Source organism: Candidatus Krumholzibacteriia bacterium, from assembly GCA_035649275.1.
Taxonomy (GTDB): Bacteria; Krumholzibacteriota; Krumholzibacteriia.
Genome location: DASRJW010000037.1, coordinates 1 through 18202 on the forward strand (window position 1 = coordinate 1; position 18202 = coordinate 18202).

The window sequence follows — 18202 nt, forward strand, 5'->3', positions numbered from 1 at the left end:
GCCTTCCTGGTGCTGCGGGGCAAGCACAAGAGCCGCGCCCGCGTGCAGATCCCCATGGCCTCTGTCGGCTCGACCTGCGAGATCCTCTGCGAGCATGGCCTGGTGTCGGTGCCGCTCCTCATACCCATCATCAACCTCACCGCCCTCGCCCGCGGCGCCCTACCGTTGCACGCCGCGGCATTTCACAGCGGCGGCGCCGGCATCCTCGCCACCGGTTGGTCCAAGGGCGGGAAGACGGAAACGCTGCTGGCTTTCATGGCCCGCGGCGCGCGCTACATCGGCGACGAATGGGTGTACATCGAAGCGAGCGGGGAGCGCATGCATGGCATCCCCGAGCCGATCCGCGTCTGGGACTGGCACCTGCGCTCGCTGCCGGAGTTGCACGCCGCCGTTCCGGCCGCCGACCGGGCTCGGCTGTGGGCCTTGCGCCACCTGCTCGCCGTCGAAGATTGGCTGTCCCGCAGCCCCGGCCGGCATCTGCCGCCGCTCCGTTTCCTCCGCCGCGTGCGGCCGCTGCTGGAGAAACAAGCGGGCGCCGACGTGCATCCGCGCCGCCTCTTCGGGGAGCGCCTGGATTTCTCGGGATCGCTGGACAAGATCGTCTTCGTCGGCAGCCACGAGCATCCGGAGATCACGGTGCGGCGGATCGATCCGGCCGAGATCGCCGCCCGCATGCTCTTCTCCCTCCAGTACGAGCGTCTGCCCTTCATGGCCATGTATCACACCTTCCGCTTCGCCTTCCCGGAAGCGCGGAACCCTTGCGTCGACGGCATCGAGGCGGTGGAGCGCGAGCGCTTGCTGCGCCTCCTCGCCGGCAAAGAGGCCTTCGCCCTGGAGCATCCCTACCCGGTGTCGATCCCCGCCCTCTACGACGCTTTGGCTCCACTGTTGTGAAACATCGCGGCCTTGGGTCGTAGCCCGCACGCGGTTCTCCACGATTCCCTGCGACGGCGACGCATTTCGCAATCCCCCTGGCGTTGAGAGCCCCACTCTGCGAACGACCGGGCTCGACCTCGGGCGATCGTGTGCTTCCCACGGCGCGCCATGAAGACCCGTCGCTCCCCATGGTGCGCGCGCTGCCGCGTGGTGCGGATGATGCTTGCCGAGCATCGACGATGCGAGCGAGTTGGGGTTGGGAGTTCTCGCGGGGCTACGCGGGAACGGGGTGTGGAGGCCGGGGATGCGCATGCATCGGGTCGTGCTCGTGCTTGCCGTGATCCTGTGTGGTTGTGAGCTGAACGTAGTGGGTGGGGAAGGATCACCAGCAGCACCACCCGACGCATCCCCGTCACCTCCGCCTCCGCCGGTGCAACCGCCGCCGGGCTACACGCCGCCGCCTCCCCTCGGCAACGGCATCTGGATCTCCAAGGAAGAGATCGCCCTGCTGCCCATGCAGGGAAAGGCCTGGCAAAGGTTGAAGTCGCAGGCAGACCAGCCCGCCGGCACGCCGCAGGTCAGCAACCAGGACCAGGACAACAACGTCCTGGTCCTGGCCAAAGCGCTGGTGTACGCGCGCACCCAGGAAGAGAAGTACCGCACCGAAGTGCGCGCCCAGTGCATGGCCGCCATCGATACCGAAATCGGGGGGCGGACCCTCGCCCTCGGACGCGAGCTCCTGGCCTACGTCATCGCTGCCGATCTCGTGGGCCTCGAGCCCGCGGAAGATTATGCCTTCCGCCTCTGGCTGCGCCGTTGCCTCACCGAATCCCTCGTCGAGGGCGGCAGCCTCGTATCGACGCACGAGAATCGCCCCAACAACTGGGGCACCCATGCCGGTGCGAGCCGCGCCGCGGTGGCGGTGTTTCTCGCCGACAAGGACGAGCTGGACCGCTGCGCCCGCGTCTTCCAGGGCTGGCTCGGTGACCGCAGCACCTACGCCGGTTTCAACTACGGGGACTTGTCCTGGCAGGCCGATGCGGCGCACCCGGTGGGCATCAACCCCGCCGGGGCCACCAAGGCCGGGGAGTCCATCGGTGGCGTCCTTCCCGACGACATGCGCCGCGGCTGCGCCTTCCAGTTCCCTCCGTGCCCCACGGACTATTGCTGGGAGGCGCTGCAAGGCGCCACGGTGATGGCGGAGATCCTCCACCGCGCCGGCTACGACGCCTGGAACTGGCAGGACAAAGCGCTCCTCCGCGCCGTGCACTTCCTCTACGACCTGAACGCACGCTACGGCGGCTGGTGGGCGAGCGGTGACGACGAGTGGAACGTCTGGCTCGTCAATCATGCCTACGGCACCGATTTTCCCACCGTCAATCCTGCCCGGTACGGGAAGAACATCGGGTGGACCGACTGGACGCACTCGGGTTGAAGGGAACGGCAGCTCCCTTCCGCAGGCGGCTCGCACCAAAGCAGGTCCGGGCCGCCTGCGTGTGATTCCTCCCAATTATCGGGCCCCGTGGGCTCGAAACCCCACCCACGTGGCGCGCCACCCGGATCGAAGTGGCTCCGGCTTCGCCTTGTTGTTCGCTCCGTCGCCCATGGCGTACGATCTTTCTACCCAGCCCCAAGTCATCACCGGTTGCAGCACACCGCTCCCCGCGAGTGGCGCGGCGCCCACCTCTGCCGGTGCCGCAGATTGGCACGACCATGCGTGTCCGTTCCGTTGCCCGCACCTCCCAAGGAGTGAGCGGGCGGACGTTCGCGCGCCGGGCCATGGCGGTCGGATCGCTCGGCCTGTGCTGCCTCGGGGCAGGACCACACGCCAGCGCCGATCCCCTGCCGTCGGTGCAATCTGCCTGCGATCCTTGGGTAGAGTTCTGGCGCACCGTCCTCCTCCTCGCCGCAGCCGGTGCGCCGGCCAGCGATTCGCTGCGCGCTCCTCCGGCCCGCAGCCACACCGGGAGCGACCATCCATCGGCCCCGCCGGGCGAAGAGAATTGGAACCAAGGCGAGATGGCGAGCTGGAGCAGCGCCGAGGCGGAGAGCACGACGTCAGAGACTGCGCCGCCGGCGCACCCCCCTGCAGCCGTCCCCGATACCTATGTGGTGCTGGCGCAGCAGAGTCTCGACGTCCCAGCTCCCGGGCTGCTCGACAACGACAGCGACGCGGACGGCGACGCGCTCAGCGTGATGCTGGAGGAACCGGCTGAGCGAGGCAGCGTCGAGGTCGGCGCCGACGGCTCCTTCACCTACACTCCCGAGCCTGGGTTCACCGGCACCGATCGCTTCACCTACGCGGTGAGTGACGGCTCTGCCCTGGCCCTTGCCGTGGTCACGGTCACGACACAGCTGCCGCCGGCGGTCACCTTCTCCATCCACCCGTGCGATGACGCTACCATCGCCTCCTCCCGAGCGAACCTCACCCATGGCGACGCGACGGACTTGCAAGTGCGCCGCGGCGCCACCGAGCAGCGCAGCTTGCTCAAGTTCTCCGTCCATGGCCTCGGGCTCGTGGTGGATCGGGCGCGCCTCCGTCTCCACTGCCTGGATGGTGGCCCCGAGGGCGGCACCCTGCAGCGTGTGGCGAGCGAGTATCGCGGCACCGGAGAACCCTGGACGCAGGCCGGATTGTCGTGGAACAACGCCCCCGTGCCCGACGCCGTACCCCTCGGCTTCCTCGGAGCCGTGACCGCGGGCAGCTGGGTCGAGATCGATTTGACCGATGTCATCCAACGCGACGGTGTCTACGGCTTCGAGCTCCTCCACGGTGGGCCGAACCTGGTGACCTACGGAGCGCGCGAGAGCCGCAACCCCCCACAACTCCTGATCACCACACGCATCTGCAGTGAAGCAGGGAACGCTGCCCCCGTCGTTGCGGACGATACCTACACTCTCGAGGCCGGCGGGAGCTTGGAATGCCCGGCCCCAGGCCTGCTGGAAAACGACCGGGACGGCGACGGTGATGAGCTCGTTCTGGTCTCGAGCCGTTCCCCGACCCACGGCGCCCTGCGGGTGAGCGCCGACGGCTCCTTCACCTACGCCCCCGACCCTGGCTACTTTGGTCCCGACTCCTTCACCTATTGCGCCGCCGACGGCCGCGGCGGCCTGGCCACGGGCACCGTCGTCCTGGAGATCGCTCCCGTCGACCTCGGCTTCGGTCCCGAGCCGGAAGCGCAAAAACCGGGTCCTCCCGAGATGGCGTCGCCGGGCATGGATCCCACCCGCATCTTCCCGAATCCCTGCCGTGGCAACACCTGGATCGAGTACAGCCTGCCCCAGGGAGGGTGGGTCGAGGCAGCGATCTACGATGCTCGAGGCCACCTCGTGCGACTCCTCGTCGCCGGGCCGAAGCCGGCCGGACGTCAGCAGGTGGATTGGGATGGCGCCAATCAACAGGGAGCCGCACTGCCTTCCGGCATCTACTTCTTGCGCCTGCTCCTCGGAGAAAGCGTGCAGCGGCACAAGATCGTCCTGCAACGCTGAGCTTCAACGTAAACCCGGATCGGGGCAGAGGACCCGCAAGCGACGGGTTCTTGTCGTCGCCTTGCAAAGGCTTCGTGAAGAAACCTCGCCATCCGCGACACAAAGACACGCAAAGGCCCGCCTCTTTGACACCGTCCGGGGAGAGACCTCATAATCGGAACAACACTGCAGCCAATGTTCGCCTCCACCGTTGAGGCTTCCAAGTCCCAGGGAAGGGCCGAGGAAGCGTGGCCGAACCATTCGGATGCCACGCCTGTTCGTTCTAGGAGAGACAAAGTGACAAGACGTCGATCATTGGCTTTGGCCACAGGCTTCTGCTTGGTCTGGGCGGCATCTGCCCAGGCCGGCTCGGACGTGCGCGCTTCCCTCAAGCTGCCGGCGAGCGCCCATGTCACCGCGACGGCGGAGGGTTGCGAAAACAACCCCGGACCGTACATCACACTGGAAGGTGAGCTGAAGCTCGGCGGCCTCAACGGCCGCCTGATCTTCCGCAACAACGAGAAGGGAACCCACGAGACCAGCGTGGAGGCCGTGGTGGACGTGGTCATCCTCGATGAGGGGGAATCCATTCGTTTCGCCAAGCAGCCGTCCCGCGGTGGCGTCGGCGGCAACCCCTGGATTTATCTCCAGCTGATCGATGGTGCGGGCCGCGCTTGTTCGAGCAAGGTGCTGCTGGGCCGGTGCGTCCAGGGCCTGAACGCCCAGGACTTCAACTTCGGCCTGCTGGCCAACGCCCTCGTGCACATCGCCGGCGGCGACTGCGACAACAGCGGCGGCCCTTTCATCTCGTTGGACGGCGAGCTCCGTCTGGGCGGCGTGAGCGCCCGGCTGATCTTCCAGAACAACGACAAGGGTACGCACTCCTTGGACGCGCCGGTGACGGTGGACATCGTGATCATCCCGGCCGGCGAGACGATTACCATCCCCAAGCAGCCCTCACAGGGTGGCGTCGGTGGCAACCCGAGGATCTCCTTCCAGTTCACCACGCCGAGCGGCGCCCCGCTGAGCAGCGAGTTCTACCTGGGTCGCTGCGTCCAGCTCGGCCGCTGATCCTGAAGCCGATCGACGGCAGGCAAGGGACTGTGGACACGAGGGCCGCGGGAAACCGCGGCCCTTTTTCATGGCTCGCGTGCCGAGCGGCGCCGACATCCCACGCCAGCGTTGCTCCGGGACCGTGCCTCACCCGGCAACGCTCACGGCCCGCTCGAGATAGGCATCGTCGGTGAGCTGATCGAGCATGAAGGCCGCCACGTCGGCCCGGGAGATCCGCACCGTCCAGAGCCAGTTTCCCACCTGCGGCCCGTGTCGCACGCGGCCCCGCCGCTTGCCGTTGGTCAAGGCCCCGGGTCGCACGAGCACCCAGTCGAGGGCGCTCTGGCGCACGACGCCTTCTTGCCGGCGTTTGTCCCAGAAGTAGAACGGGAGGATGAAGGGGATGACGAAGAGTGTGTAGTAAGCTCCCATCCTGCCGAAGCTATCGCCGACACCAAGGGAGGTTTCGCACACCAGCCGGCGCACGCCGTGCGTCTGCATCGCCCGCACGAGGTTGCTGGTGCCTTCGGAGAGAATGCTGTTGGGTACGAGCCAGAGCTTGTGCCCGAGCGCGCTCAGCACCGCGTCCTGCCCGCGCACGGCCTCCATCACGCTCGCTGCATCGAGCACGTTGCCTTGGGCGAGACGGAGGCGTTCGTGCACGAGGGGCAGGCGCGCCGGCTTGCGCACGAAGGCGGTGACCTCGTGGCCGCGCTCCAGGCCTTGACGGACGATCTCGCGGCCCGTGCCGCCCGAGGCTCCGACCACCAGGATGCGCATCGGGCACTGCTCTCTCGCGGCTTCAGACACCCTCGACGAGGATCATCTTCGCTGTCGCCGTCTCGCGACGCAGCTTCTTCGCGAGAGCGTAATCCGCCGAGCTCCACCATTCCTTGGCTTGTTTCGCCGTGGGAAACTGCAACAGCACCAAACGGCTCGGGAGCCAGCCACCTTCCAAGCTCTCCACCGCCCCGCCTCGGACCAGGTAGCTCCCGCCATGCGCCGCGATGCTCTGGGAGGCCATCTTCTTGTAATCCTCGTAGCCCACCGGGTCTTCGATCCGGATGTCCACGATGACGTACGCAGCCATCGACGTCCTTCCTGCTTTCGGGTGATGTCTCGTACCACGGCGGCGGAGGCGCCGGGATCCCGTCAATGCGGCGTTTTCAGATTCCCGGCGAGAAAGGCCCGCACCTCCAGCCACGCCTCCACCGCGGCCTTCTGGTCGTAAATCGGGTTGGACGGATTGGCGAAAGCGTGGTCGGCGTCGTAACGCAGGATCTGGTGCTCCACACCTGCCTTGGCCAGCGCCGCATCGAACTCGTCCACCGCGGAGGGAGGGATGCTGCGATCCTTGTTCCCGAAGATGCCGAGGAGCGGGCACTGGATCTCCCGCAGCTTGTCGACGTCCGTGACCAGGAATCCGTAGTAGACGACGGCGGCATCCAAGTCCGCGGTGTGCAAGGCCTGCTGCAAGGACCAGCCGCCGCCGAAGCACCAGCCGATGCAGCCACGGCGCGTGGCACGGATGCGGGAATCGCTGGCGAGGAAGGCGTGCGCGGCCTGCAGGATCCGCAGCGCCCGCTCCGGGTCCACGCCCTTCATGTAGGCCATCGCCGAATCCGCGTTCGTCGCCACCTTGCCGCCGTAGAGATCCACGGCCAGCGCGGCGTAACCGTCCGCCGCCAGCCGGTCGGACCAGTGTTTGATGTTGTCGTTGAGGCCCCACCACTCGTGGATGACCACCACTCCCGGAAAAGGCGGCTCCCCCTTCTCCGGCAAGCTCAGATAGGCGCGGGCCCCGGCGACCTCCACCATGACCCCGCGGGCCGGCGGTGCTTTGTCGCTCGGTTTCTCGTGCAGCGCCTTGAACTCTTCCTCGCTCAGGATCCCGGTGAGCCCCGTGTCACGGCGCACTCCGGCGGCCGTCGAATCGGACGGCGGCTGGTTGGACGCCGGCGCTTTGCTCGGAGGTTTCGACTGCACCGGCGTCCCGCCGAAGCAGAAACCAAAGACGACGAGGGTCGCGAGACAGCGCACCATTCCGGAATGCATCCAAGAACCTCCACTCCAGCCGGCACCCAGCGGCGCGGGGATTCTAGGACATCCCGCCGTGCAGCGTCTCGAAGGGAGGGAAGAAAAATGGAGGGAAGAAAGCGGGACTCAGTGCCCGGGGGTGAGAGGCAGGGAGTCGGCGGCGGCAGCCGGCGCACCCGGTGCGGGGGCCGTCGTCGGGGACAGTGCGGGCAGGGCGCCGTTCTCGTCCAGGGGTACGGCAGGGGCCTCGGCGGTCGCCGCCGCGAGGCGCGTGTACTCCTGCCAATTCGCATTGAGCTCGGCGCGGACGAGCGCGGCAGCATCGCCATTTCCGCGCGCATCGAGGAGCGCCGCCACATGCAGGGCATAGGCTGGTCGCGACGGGTCGAGATGCTGCGCCAGGCGGGCGAGCGCGAGGGGAACGTACTGCATGCCCTGGTGTTCCAGAGATCCTGCCATTTCGTTGGTATCCCGAGCCAGCAACCGGGGTTCGGAAGTGGCGCAGGCGACGACCACGAGGAGGAGGAGAGCGAGGGTCAAGCGATCGAGCCGCTCCAGGCTCGCCGGACGGGTGCTCTGCAGCCCACAGCGGACGCTGTCGAGGATGGAAGCGGTCCAGCCGAGGGAGGCGACGAACCCGAGAGCGGCAGTGACCAGGAACACGCCCTCGAGCAGGGACGGGGACAGGGGCCAGTAATGAGTGACCCCATTGGTGCGCCACAACCATGGTGCCTTCCAGAGCAGCACCCCGGCGAGCGTGGCGACCGACGCGTTCCAAGCCGCCAGCGCCGCGCGCCCCAACGCACCCGTCGCCAGGAGTCCGGCACCGGGGACGAGCAGACTGAGGGCGCAGGCCCCGACCGGCCCGCGCAGCCAGCGCGGCAATCCTTGCGGCTCGAAGCGCGCATCCATGCCGGTGAGAACGATGGCGCGGATCCAGGCCACGATGCCGAGCCCGCTCAGCACCAGCGTGCCCAGGAGCCACGGGCCGAAAGGAATGCGACCCGCTGCGAGCCAGCGCGCGATGTCGTCCCAGCGCCATAGGGTTGCGGACCAGAATGTCGAGGCGGCGAGGCCCAGGGCGGCCCAGACGAAACGGCTACGGTCGGGCCGGAGCCAGAGCAACGCCATCGGGCCCAAGAGGTAGCAGCTGAGGAACAGACTGCTCGTGCGCTCGGGGACCGCGTGCCAGAGGCCGCCGCCATCCGACTCCCGGCGCGAACCGGGCTGCGCCATGGTGGCGGACCCGGACGCCGGTTTTTCCCCGTCGATGACCCAAACCCGCTTCGATGCGCCCATGGCTGGCCTCCGTCGTGACGCCATGCGGCATCCTCCGGCGCTTGCCAGGGAATGCTCCAGGCACCACTCGTCCAGTCGATCCCCACGGAGCACGCAACGGTCGTGCCTCGAGAGCCGGCGTGCGCTCGGGTCCTTCGAGGAAGTTCGAGGCAGCGCGAGACATGGTGGGTCAGCGCTTCCACGAGACCAAGTCGGCGAGGAGCGCAGGGTGCGGCGCGCTCTGTCAGCGCGAGACCACGAGCTTCCGCGTCTCGACGCGGCCAGCGGCGCTGAAGCGGTAGACGTAGAGGCCTGAAGCGAGGCGGTGGCCGCGGTCGTCGCTGCCGTCGAAGGGGAGTCCGTGCACTCCCGGCCCGAAGGAGCGCGAGGTGAGCCGGCGCACCGGACGGCCGCCCACATCGAAGATCACGATGTCGACCGGCGCCTCCCTTTCCAGCCGGAAGAAGATCTGCGTGCTCGGGCCGAGCGGATTCGGCCAAGCCCACGACGTCGTGCCCGCAATTCCGCCCTCGAACGGCACCGCGGTCGTGCTCGGCAAGGCGACGATGGCCCCCGCCTGGGTGAGCGTGTCGGCCCCGCAAGGGTTCGAGACGATCAGGGTCACGTCGTACGTCCCCGGCGTCTGATAGGTGTGCGACGGGTTCTGCTGCGTCGAGGTGCCGCCATCGCCGAAGCTCCAGCTCCAAGCGCTCGGGGTCGGTGCCGACTGGTCGGTGAAGGCAACGAGCAGCGGCACTTCGCCCGTGGCCGGGAGTGCAGAGAACGCCGCCGTCGGTGCCGGCGGTTGCACGGTCACCAAATTGGGAACGAGGAGCGTGTCGCTGCAGCTCGCGCTCGAGACGATGAGCCGCACCGCATACGTCCCCGCCGCGGTGTAGAGATGCGCTGGATTCTGCAGCGTCGAAGTACCGCCATCCCCGAAGGTCCAGGCCCAACCTACGATCCCGGTCCCGGTGGAGAGGTCGGTGAACCCCACCGAGAGCGAGGCGCAGCCCGTCGTGGGTGTGGCGGAGAAGTTCGCCACCAGATCGCACGCTACCGCGCAGCTGGCGGCGCCGAGCGCCTCGGCGGCGTTGGCGATCCCCGAGCCCAGGAGCCGGACGTCGTTGTACGGATCGGTGTTGTTGACGATGAGAGCGAACTTCTGCGGCCCCGTGAGCGCCGGATTGCACGATTCGAGCAAGGCGGCGATGCCGACGATGTGCGGCGATGCCATGGAGGTGCCGTCGGAAAGGGCGAGGTAGTGGTTCGCTGGATTCGGGTCGTTGGGATTGCGGTAGGTGCTGAGGATCTCGACGCCCGGGGCCGCCACGTCCACCCAGGAACCGCTATTGGTGAAGCTCGCGCCGTTCCCCAGCTTGTCGGTGGCGGCGACGTTGAGCACGTCGGTCCGGCCGCCGAGGAAATCGGCGACGGTGCTGTTGCTGTTCCCCGCCGAGTGCACGACCATCACATCGTGGGCCATGAGATTGTCCACTGCCGCCCCCAGACCACCGGTATCCGAGGAACTCCAGGAGCAGTTCACCGCCACCACGTGCACACCGTGGTCGACGAGAGCGGCGACGTATTGCATGGCCTGCGCCGCCCAGTCCATGCGCACGATGCCCGTCGTCTGGCCTCCGATGCGCCCCAGGTAGCCGATGCGTAGCGGCAGGATCTTGACCCCGGTGCCAGCGCCGCTGGGGGCGCCGTTGCTCCAGCCGCCGGCCATGCCGGAGACGATGGAGCCGTTGTTGGTGATGGCGCTCACCGTGCCGGCCACGTGCGTGCCGTGCCCGACGCCGTCGTCGGGACTGTTGTCGACGCCACTGCAATCCGCGTCGAGGCAGGTGACACCGCCGCCGCCGCCCTGGGCCACGAAGTCCCAGCCGATCGTGTCGTCCACGAAGCCGTTGAGATCGTCGTCGAGGGCGTTGCCCGGCGTTTCCCCCGGGTTGATGAAGATGTTGCCGCCGGCGAAGGGGTTCGAAGGCCCCCACTGCGCGCTGTTGCCGCCGAGATCCACGTGGAAGTAGCGCACCCCGGTGTCGAGGATGGCGACGACGACGCCGGAACTTCCAGTCTGCGTATCCCACGCCTGGTCCACGTGCACGCTATGGGTGTCCCAGTAGTGCCACTGATCGAAGTTGAAGTTGGGGTTCGGTGAATCCCTGAAGTAGGGATCGTTGGGCTCGGCGTGCACTGCGTGCATGCCGATGCGCTCGACGCGCTGCACCGTCGGGTCAGCGGCGAAGGCCGCCAGCGCCGCTTCGCGGCCGCTCCCTGCTGGGAGCGTGACGCGGTAATGACCGGTGAGATCGGGTCGTCGTGCGCCGGGAGCGGGCCGCTCCGCCCCGGGGAACAGCGCTTCGAACTGCTGCACCCGATGCGTGTCGAGCAAGCGCTGCAACGAGGGGACATCGACGCGCGGGCGTCCGTCTGGCTGTCTCTCGACCTGAGGACGCGTCCCCGGCCGGAGCACGAGGACGAAGGCGTCCTCCACCCAGCCGACGAAGTCCGGCCCCGGTTGGAAGGGCAAGCGCAGCACTTCCTCCGCACCGAGCGGCCGCGCGGCGAGGGGAAGGGTGAGAGCGACGAGCGCCAGGACCCCGAAGGGTCGCGATGAACGTCTGGACATGGGGCCTGATTCTACAACATCCGCCTCGGCCCCGGTAGCTGGCAGAGCGGTGCGCAGAATGTGCGCTCCGGCTCGAGCCGCGTCATCATCGGGCCCAGCTCGCTGGCCGCCACAACAACTCCACGAGATCAGGGGCGAACGGCACACATCCGTGGCAAGCACAGGCGCAATGCACAAACACGTGTTCTCATCGGTAGAGAATCTTGCAAGCGCTCCAGGTCATGAGGCGCCAGTGGGGCGGGACACGGCCGGCCTGTCCTTCTCATCCCATGCGGCATCTGGCATGCTTCCCCCATGCCGCAATGCCCCTCGTGCAAGCGCCCAGCCGCCGCTGGCAGTCGCTACTGCAGCGCCTGCGGTGAGCCGCTGCCGGCCCCCGGTCCGGACGATACCGTCGTCACCTCCAGTGAAGACACCGCGGTGGACTCGGCGCTCAGGGCTCCACGCAGTGGTCCCGGAAGCTCGGCGACCCTGCCGGGCAGCCGCTCTTCGCGGCGACCGGATTCCACCTCATCGTCCCTCGATTCGGGACGCTTCCCGCCGGGAACCTTGCTCGCCGGTCGCTACCGCGTCGTAGCGCTGCTCGGACGTGGGGGCATGGGCGAGGTCTACCGGGCGGACGATCTGAAGCTGGGCCAGCAAGCGGCGCTCAAGTTCCTGCCGCCTGCACTCGAACGGGACGAGGCCCGGCTCGGGCGCTTCCTGAACGAGGTGCGCGTCTCGCTTCGCGTCAGCCATCCGAGCGTGTGCCGGGTCCATGACGTCGGCGAGGCCGACGGACAGCATTTCCTCTCCATGGAGTACGTGGATGGCGAGAATCTGGGATCGCTGCTGCGTCGTGTCGGGCACTTGCCCCAGGAAAGGGCGGTCCAGGTAGCGCAGCAATTGTGCGCCGGGCTCGCCGCCGCCCACGAGCAAGGCGTCCTGCATCGCGACCTCAAGCCTGCCAACGTCATGATCGATGGGCGCGGCCAAGTGAAGATCACCGACTTCGGTCTCGCCAGCCTCATGGACGAGCTGCCGTCGGACATCCGGTCGGGCACGCCAGCATACATGGCGCCGGAGCAGTGGTCCGGCCAGACGATCGGTGTCCACAGCGACATCTATGCGCTGGGACTCGTGCTCTACGAGTTGTTCACGGGAAAGCCCGTCTTCGCTGGTCGCACCCCGGAAGAGGCAGCTCGCCTGCATCGTGATGCCGAGCCCACGAGCCCCGCCAGCCTGGTGGAGGACCTCGATCCGGCCGTGGAACGGGTGATCATGCATTGCCTGGAGAAGGACCCGGAGGACCGACCGGCGTCGGTGCGCGCCGTCGCGGCGGCCTTGCCGGGGGGAAATCCTCTGGCTGCCGCTCTCGAGGCCGGCGAGATCCCTTCTCCCGAGCTCGTTGCCCTGGCCCAGAAGAGCGGCACCTTGCGCCCGGCCCTGGCTTGGGCGCTCCTGGCCGCGGTGCTGCTGTTCCTGGGGGCGAACATCTTCTTGGGCGGGCGCACGCTCCTGGTGCGGAGGGTGCCGCTCGAGAAGTCGCCGCAGGTCCTCGAGGCACAAGCGCGTCAGCTCCTCGTCGACCTGGGCTACACCGCGCCCCCTGTCGATGCCATCTCGGAGTTCGTACCGAACCTCCCCTACATCGAGCATCTGGACCGGGCGCAAACGGCAAACTCCACACGTTGGAGCGTGCTGCGGCAGGCGCAGCCGGCGGCCTTGCGCTTCTGGTACCGCCAGTCGCCGCGTTTGCTCGTGCGCAAGTCGGCGGGAAGCATCGGCGATTGGATGGACGACCCCGAACCGACCTTCCCGGGAGAAGTGCGCGTCGCGCTGGACACGCAGGGACGATTGATCTGGTTGCAGGCGGTCCCGCCCGACTCGGCTGCCAGCGATTCTGCGGCGCGCCGTGGGCCATGGCAGCCGTTGCTGCAGGCTGCCGGGTTCGAAGCGCAGCACATGAGGGCGGTGGAGCCCTCGTGGACACCGCCGGTTTTTGCCGATGAACGCGCCGCCTGGATCGGCAGCTACCCCGAGGCCCCGGAGACGGCGATTCGTGTCGAGGCCGCGTCCTATCAGGGCCGGCCAGTCTCCTTCCGGATCATCGAGCCCTGGAACCGTCCCGCCGTGGCGCCCCCGCTGCACCGAAGCTTCTGGAAACGGGCGTCGGAACAGGTCGAAACGGGTTGGTTCCTGGTGGTCATGCTGGGTGCTTCCTTCGTGGCGTGGCGCAACGTCCGACTCGGACGCGGCGACCGCAAGGGCGCCTTGAGGCTCGCCCTGTATCTGGGCGCCCTGCGGTTGCTTTGGATGTTCGGCCAGCACCACCTCCCGTCGCAGGACGAGTTGACGATCTTCATGGCGAATCTGGCCTGGGCTTGCTACCGCATCTGCGTGGTGTGGGTCTTCTACCTGGCCTTCGAGCCTTACGCGCGCCGACTGTGGCCGCACATGATGGTGTCCTGGGTGAGGTTGCTCAAGGGTCGCTGGCGCGATCCTCTCGTCGGACGTGACCTGATGGTGGGTTTGTTGTTCGGCCTCACGTTCGCTCTGGTCGTTCGCGGTTCCATACTTCTTCCTGGAGCGCTCGGAGGGCGCATCGCAGCTCCCGAGCATGAGATCTGGACCTCCGAGGCGCTGCGCGGAACCCGCTTCGTCCTCTCGTCCATGGCCGGGCTGCACACCCAGGCGGTCCTTTCCACCTTCACCGGGATCCTGTTCCTGCTCGTCCTGAAGCTCCTCGTGCGCAAGACCCGGCTCGCCTGCGTCCTCTTCGTGGGCCTCGCCGTCGTGATGTTCAATCCCAATACGGGGGAGCCCATCGCCTTCGTCGCGAGCATGTTGGTCATCTGCGTGCTGTTCTTCCTCGTGCTGTTCCGCTTCGGCTTCCTGCCCATCATGCTGGGGTTCACCGTGAGCGATCTCGTCCGCGCCATGCCGCTCACCTTCGACCTCTCGGCCTGGTACGCGCAGGCGAGCTTGTTCCCCATCTTGCTCCTGGTGGGATTGGCGCTGTACGGAATGCGCGCCGCCATCGCCGGGCAATCTCTCTTCCACGATCCCGTCTTCGACGCGCGCGCCGTGGCGAAACCGTAGGGGCCGGAGCCCGAAAAGAGCCGGAGGCGCCGCCTCGCTCCCGTCGCTTGCCTCGGTTCGAGGGAGGGGCTAGAGTCCGGGCCACCGAGCCCATCGCCGTCGCGGCGGCGCCTGGCGGGCGCGCCGCCCGACGAGGTGCAGCACGCTCGAAGAAGCGGCTTCCCCAACCGGAGTGGCGCATGAATCCGAAAGAACTGTTCGCAGCGCACATCGACACCGTGTGCGAGCACACGGAAAAAGCCCTGGCCGTGGCCGCGGCGAGCGAAGCTGCCTACGACGGCATCGTCTTCCACGCCGGAACCCAGGACAGCTATCACGCCGACGACAACGCCATTCCTTTCCGGCCGGTGCCGCACTTCGCGCGCTTCGCTCCCGTGCAGGGACCGGAGCACTTGCTCCTCTACCGTCCGGGCCCGGCCCCGCGCCTCTTCCAGGTGGTGCCCGAGGACTATTGGTACGAGCCGCCGGCGGAGCCGCAGCACCCCTACGCCGAGGTGCTCGAGGTCGAGCGTGTCGGGTCGCGCGAGGAAGCAGCCAAACGCATGGGGGACGTCTCGCGCTGCGCCTACATCGGCAACAACCCGCGGGCCGCGGCGGCACTGCGCATCCCGCTGCCGCAGATCGAGCCGAAGACCTTGGTCGCAGCCCTCGACTGGTACCGCGGCTTCAAGACGCCTTACGAAGTGCATTGCATCCGCGAAGCGGGACGCCGGGCCGCCGAGGGGCACCGGAAAGTGCGCGGCGGTTTCGCCGCGCGCGCCAGCGAACGACGCCTGCACGCCGACTACCTGGAAGCCACGGGGATGCTGGAGCTCCAGTCTCCCTACACGAACATCATCGCCTGGGACGAGGCTGCCGCCATCCTGCACTACCAGAGCAAGCGCACCAGCTCTCCGAGCCCAGGCGCCGTACTCCTCATCGATGCCGGCGCCGCCGAGCACGGCTACGCCAGCGACGTCACCCGCACCTACGCCAACGACCGGGCCCATCCGGTGTTCCGCGCCGCCCTGGACCGCATGGAGACCCTGCAGCGCGAGCTCGTGCAGAGCGTCCGCCCGGGTGGCTCTTACGTCGACCTGCAGGCGCAAACGCACCGCGGCGTGGCCGCCATCCTCTGCGACCTCGGCGTGCTGAAGGCGAAGCCCGACGACGCCGTCGCCCGCGGCCTGACGCGTCCCTTCTTCCCGCACGGCGTGGGCCATCATCTCGGGCTGCAGGTGCACGACGTCGGTGGCCGGCAGACCGATCCGCGGGGCGACCGGCGCGACCCGCCGCCGGGGGATCCGTATCTGCGCACGACGCGGGACCTCGACGTGGGGCACGTGCTCACCGTCGAGCCCGGCCTCTATTTCATCCCCATGCTTCTCGAGCCCTATCGCACTTCTGCCGATGCCGCTTTCGACTGGAAGCTCCTGGACCAGCTCATCCCCTATGGCGGCATCCGCATCGAAGACAACGTGCTCGTCACCGCGAAGGGGCAAGAGGACTTGACGCGTCCGCTCATCCCGGGACACCGGGAGGGCTGAGGTCCGACGTGCGCCGTTCGGCCCACACGACCCGCTCCCATGGGGGCGGGCTTCATCCCCTGCATGTCTTCTCCGGGCGCAAGAACGCCGGGACCTTGCTGCCGCCAGTGCGCTCGCAGCTCATCCTGCGCTGGAGCGCTCGCGCCTGCAGCGTTCTCGTCCTGGGCTCCCTCCTGGCCTTCGCGATCGGGACACGCCTCGATCTGTCGGCCCTGCAAGGGCGCGAACGCTTGCTGATGGGTTTGCTGGGGGGAACGTGCCTGGGATTGCTCCTGGCCTGGCGCTGGGAGGGCTGGGGAGGCGCGTTGTCCTTGCTCTCGCTCGGAACCTTCCACTTGGTCGAATGGGCCGCCACCGGGACATGGCCCGGTGGCTGGGCCTTCCCGGTGCTCGCCATGCCGGGGGCGCTCTTCGTCAGCGCACGCCTGGTCGGCGCCTACCGCGGCACCCGCCGCTCCTGAAGGAGGCGAGCAGCCGACACTGCCTGGCGCAGGAAAAAGGCGGGGCAGATCGCTCTGCCCCGCCCCCTGACGAGTGGCCTCTGCCTGCCCTGCCTTACTTCATCAACACCATCTTGCGTGCGATGTCGACGCCTGGAGAGGTGAGACGGTAGAAGTACGTACCCGAGGCGAGACCCTTGGCGCTGAAGGAGCGCTCGTAGGCGCCAGCGGGAAGCTCTTGGTCGACGACGGTTGCCACCGCACGACCGTTCGTGTCGTAAATCGTCAGCGTCACATGCCCCCGAGTCGGAACGGCGAACCGGATCGCGGTCATGGGATTAAACGGGTTCGGGACGTTCTGCTCGAGCGCACCGAGACGCGGCAGCCGGCGATCGTCGGCCGCATCGGTGACGATGTCCGCTTGCGGGTTGAACGTGGTCCAGCAGGCGGTCCACTGATCCGCCATCTCCACGTTCGGATCGAAGGCGCCACGGTACGTGACCACATCCAGGCCCGAGAGGTTCGGGTTGTTGAAGTCCGCCGTGCCGATGAGGATCGACCCTCCGGCAGGAACGGGATTCGGATCATTCAAATTCGTCATGTCCGTCAGCCCGAGGGTGCTCGGGTTGCGCGGCGCACTGCCGTTGTTGTTGAACGACGGCGTGTCGAAGAAGGCCTCGACGCCGGCCCAACGCGTGTGATCGTGCACCGAAGCGGATCCCGTAGGCATGAGCGTGGCGGCGATGCTCACATTGCGCCACTGCACGATGCCATCATTCGCCGCCTGTTGCGTGGTAGCGTCCCGCAAGCTCAGGCCCCAGAAGTAGCCCAGGAGCGCCGTGTTGTAGACCTTCAGGTGGCTCGACCGCCGCTGCACGGCACTGTACTGGAAGGTGTTCCCGATCGGCGTCGTTCCGATCAGGGCGTCCGTGCGTTCCGGCCCGACGAGCGTCGCGTTGCTGAAGACCACTTCGGTGAAAGGCGTCGCCGTCGAGGTCGCAGAGGCATCGTTGTCCGACTCGCATCCGTTGCTCTCGCCGGTCGGATCCCAGTAGTTGGGATCCTTCATGCCGAAGAGGAACTGGCACTTGCCCGAGAAGCCGAAGTCGGTGTCGAACTCGTCATCGGTACCGCCGAAGGCGACCAAGTACTTGCAGTTGACCGTGCCGCCGAACCACTCGTAGGAATCATCGAACGAGTAGCTGACCTGCACATGGTGGATCTCCGTCCCCGAGCCGACCCCGCCCATGGTCAGACCATTCACCTCGTTGTTCAGCTGGAAGCGGTAGCCGGGGTACTCGATGCGGACGTACTTGAAGCTACCGCTGTTGTCGTTGGCCACGTTGCCGCCGTAGCTGCCCTTGATGATCCCACCTTCGATCAAGGGCTCCACCTTGTTGGCCGGCGCCTTGCCCAGGATGATGACGCCACCCCAGTCGCCGCGGTTGCGCTGGCCCGCCGGCTTCAGGCTGGTGAACACGATGGGCTTGCAGCGTTGGCCGCTGGCGAAGATCTGCGCGCCACGCCGGATGACGAGGCAGGCGGCGGTGTCCCCGCGCACCACGGTGCCCGGTTGGATGGTGATCGAGGTCAGGGAGTCGACGTGGTACTGCCCGGTCAGCGTGTACAGGGTGTCCGCATACAAGACGCGGTTACCCACCTGATGGTACACGGTGCGGCCGCTGTTGAGACCCGGACCGATCACGACCGGGCCGTGGATGGGTTGCGCCTCGGCTGCCGCGCCCCACGCGACGGCCAAGGCCAAGAGCAGAGAGCTTTTTTTCTTCACTGACATACCTCCAGGA

The 18202-nt window shown here is 67.6% G+C and carries 13 protein-coding genes; 7 read left to right on the forward strand and 6 right to left on the reverse strand.

The window, feature by feature from the left end:
• The 4 genes from VFE28_03920 to VFE28_03935 all read left to right on the forward strand — a co-directional run.
• Window positions 1-894 (forward strand): hypothetical protein (locus VFE28_03920; GenBank protein HZM15127.1); only part of this gene is annotated, 894 nt, incomplete at its 5' end.
• Between the two features lie 286 nt (window positions 895-1180).
• The gene (locus tag VFE28_03925; GenBank protein HZM15128.1) at window positions 1181-2311 is read left to right on the forward strand and encodes an alginate lyase family protein; all 1131 of its coding nucleotides are present in this window, start codon (window positions 1181-1183) and stop codon (window positions 2309-2311) included.
• Window positions 2312-2655: 344 nt separating this feature from the next.
• Window positions 2656-4365, forward strand: a complete 1710-nt coding sequence (locus tag VFE28_03930) for an Ig-like domain-containing protein (protein HZM15129.1) — start codon at window positions 2656-2658, stop codon at window positions 4363-4365.
• A 354-nt stretch (window positions 4366-4719) separates the two neighbouring features.
• Entirely contained in the window at window positions 4720-5415 is a 696-nt protein-coding gene (locus VFE28_03935; protein ID HZM15130.1) for a hypothetical protein, read from the forward strand.
• Between the two features lie 129 nt (window positions 5416-5544).
• Here VFE28_03935 and VFE28_03940 read toward each other — a convergent pair whose 3' ends face one another.
• The 5 genes from VFE28_03940 to VFE28_03960 all read right to left on the reverse strand — a co-directional run bounded on the left by VFE28_03940 (window position 5545) and on the right by VFE28_03960 (window position 11350).
• A complete protein-coding gene (locus tag VFE28_03940) occupies window positions 5545-6177 on the reverse strand; it encodes an SDR family oxidoreductase (GenBank protein HZM15131.1) in 633 nt (210 codons plus the stop codon).
• Between the two features lie 22 nt (window positions 6178-6199).
• The gene (locus VFE28_03945) at window positions 6200-6487 is read right to left on the reverse strand and encodes a DUF1330 domain-containing protein (GenBank protein HZM15132.1); all 288 of its coding nucleotides are present in this window, start codon (window positions 6485-6487) and stop codon (window positions 6200-6202) included.
• Between the two features lie 62 nt (window positions 6488-6549).
• Window positions 6550-7452, reverse strand: a complete 903-nt coding sequence (locus VFE28_03950; protein ID HZM15133.1) for a dienelactone hydrolase family protein — start codon at window positions 7450-7452, stop codon at window positions 6550-6552.
• Between the two features lie 108 nt (window positions 7453-7560).
• The gene (locus VFE28_03955) at window positions 7561-8733 is read right to left on the reverse strand and encodes a hypothetical protein (protein HZM15134.1); all 1173 of its coding nucleotides are present in this window, start codon (window positions 8731-8733) and stop codon (window positions 7561-7563) included.
• Window positions 8734-8956: 223 nt separating this feature from the next.
• Complete coding sequence (locus tag VFE28_03960) at window positions 8957-11350, reverse strand: PKD domain-containing protein (protein HZM15135.1); 2394 nt, start codon at window positions 11348-11350, stop codon at window positions 8957-8959.
• A 549-nt stretch (window positions 11351-11899) separates the two neighbouring features.
• On the opposite strand from VFE28_03960, the gene VFE28_03965 reads away from it, so the two are divergent.
• The 3 genes from VFE28_03965 to VFE28_03975 all read left to right on the forward strand — a co-directional run bounded on the left by VFE28_03965 (window position 11900) and on the right by VFE28_03975 (window position 16418).
• Window positions 11900-14431 (forward strand): serine/threonine-protein kinase, encoded by a 2532-nt coding sequence (locus tag VFE28_03965; protein ID HZM15136.1) that lies wholly within the window; start codon window positions 11900-11902, stop codon window positions 14429-14431.
• Window positions 14432-14610: 179 nt separating this feature from the next.
• Window positions 14611-15957, forward strand: a complete 1347-nt coding sequence (gene pepQ, locus VFE28_03970) for a Xaa-Pro dipeptidase (protein ID HZM15137.1) — start codon at window positions 14611-14613, stop codon at window positions 15955-15957.
• An 8-nt stretch (window positions 15958-15965) separates the two neighbouring features.
• Window positions 15966-16418 carry a hypothetical protein gene (locus VFE28_03975; GenBank protein HZM15138.1) on the forward strand — a complete coding sequence of 151 codons (453 nt, stop codon included), beginning with the start codon at window positions 15966-15968 and terminating at the stop codon, window positions 16416-16418.
• A 94-nt stretch (window positions 16419-16512) separates the two neighbouring features.
• Here VFE28_03975 and VFE28_03980 read toward each other — a convergent pair whose 3' ends face one another.
• Entirely contained in the window at window positions 16513-18186 is a 1674-nt protein-coding gene (locus tag VFE28_03980; protein ID HZM15139.1) for a T9SS type A sorting domain-containing protein, read from the reverse strand.
• Window positions 18187-18202: the final 16 nt, after the last annotated feature.

What these genes read in the sequence shown, in the direction of transcription:
- VFE28_03940 (HZM15131.1), bottom strand. Translation starts at nt 6,177, where the DNA reads ATGCGCATCCTGGTGGTCGGAGCCTCGGGCGGCACGGGCCGCGAGATC.
- VFE28_03930 (HZM15129.1), top strand. Translation starts at nt 2,656, where the DNA reads ATGGCGGTCGGATCGCTCGGCCTGTGCTGCCTCGGGGCAGGACCACAC.
- VFE28_03950 (HZM15133.1), bottom strand. Translation starts at nt 7,452, where the DNA reads ATGCATTCCGGAATGGTGCGCTGTCTCGCGACCCTCGTCGTCTTTGGT.
- VFE28_03955 (HZM15134.1), bottom strand. Translation starts at nt 8,733, where the DNA reads ATGGGCGCATCGAAGCGGGTTTGGGTCATCGACGGGGAAAAACCGGCG.
- VFE28_03925 (HZM15128.1), top strand. Translation starts at nt 1,181, where the DNA reads ATGCGCATGCATCGGGTCGTGCTCGTGCTTGCCGTGATCCTGTGTGGT.
- VFE28_03945 (HZM15132.1), bottom strand. Translation starts at nt 6,487, where the DNA reads ATGGCTGCGTACGTCATCGTGGACATCCGGATCGAAGACCCGGTGGGC.
- pepQ (HZM15137.1), top strand. Translation starts at nt 14,611, where the DNA reads ATGAATCCGAAAGAACTGTTCGCAGCGCACATCGACACCGTGTGCGAG.
- VFE28_03960 (HZM15135.1), bottom strand. Translation starts at nt 11,350, where the DNA reads ATGTCCAGACGTTCATCGCGACCCTTCGGGGTCCTGGCGCTCGTCGCT.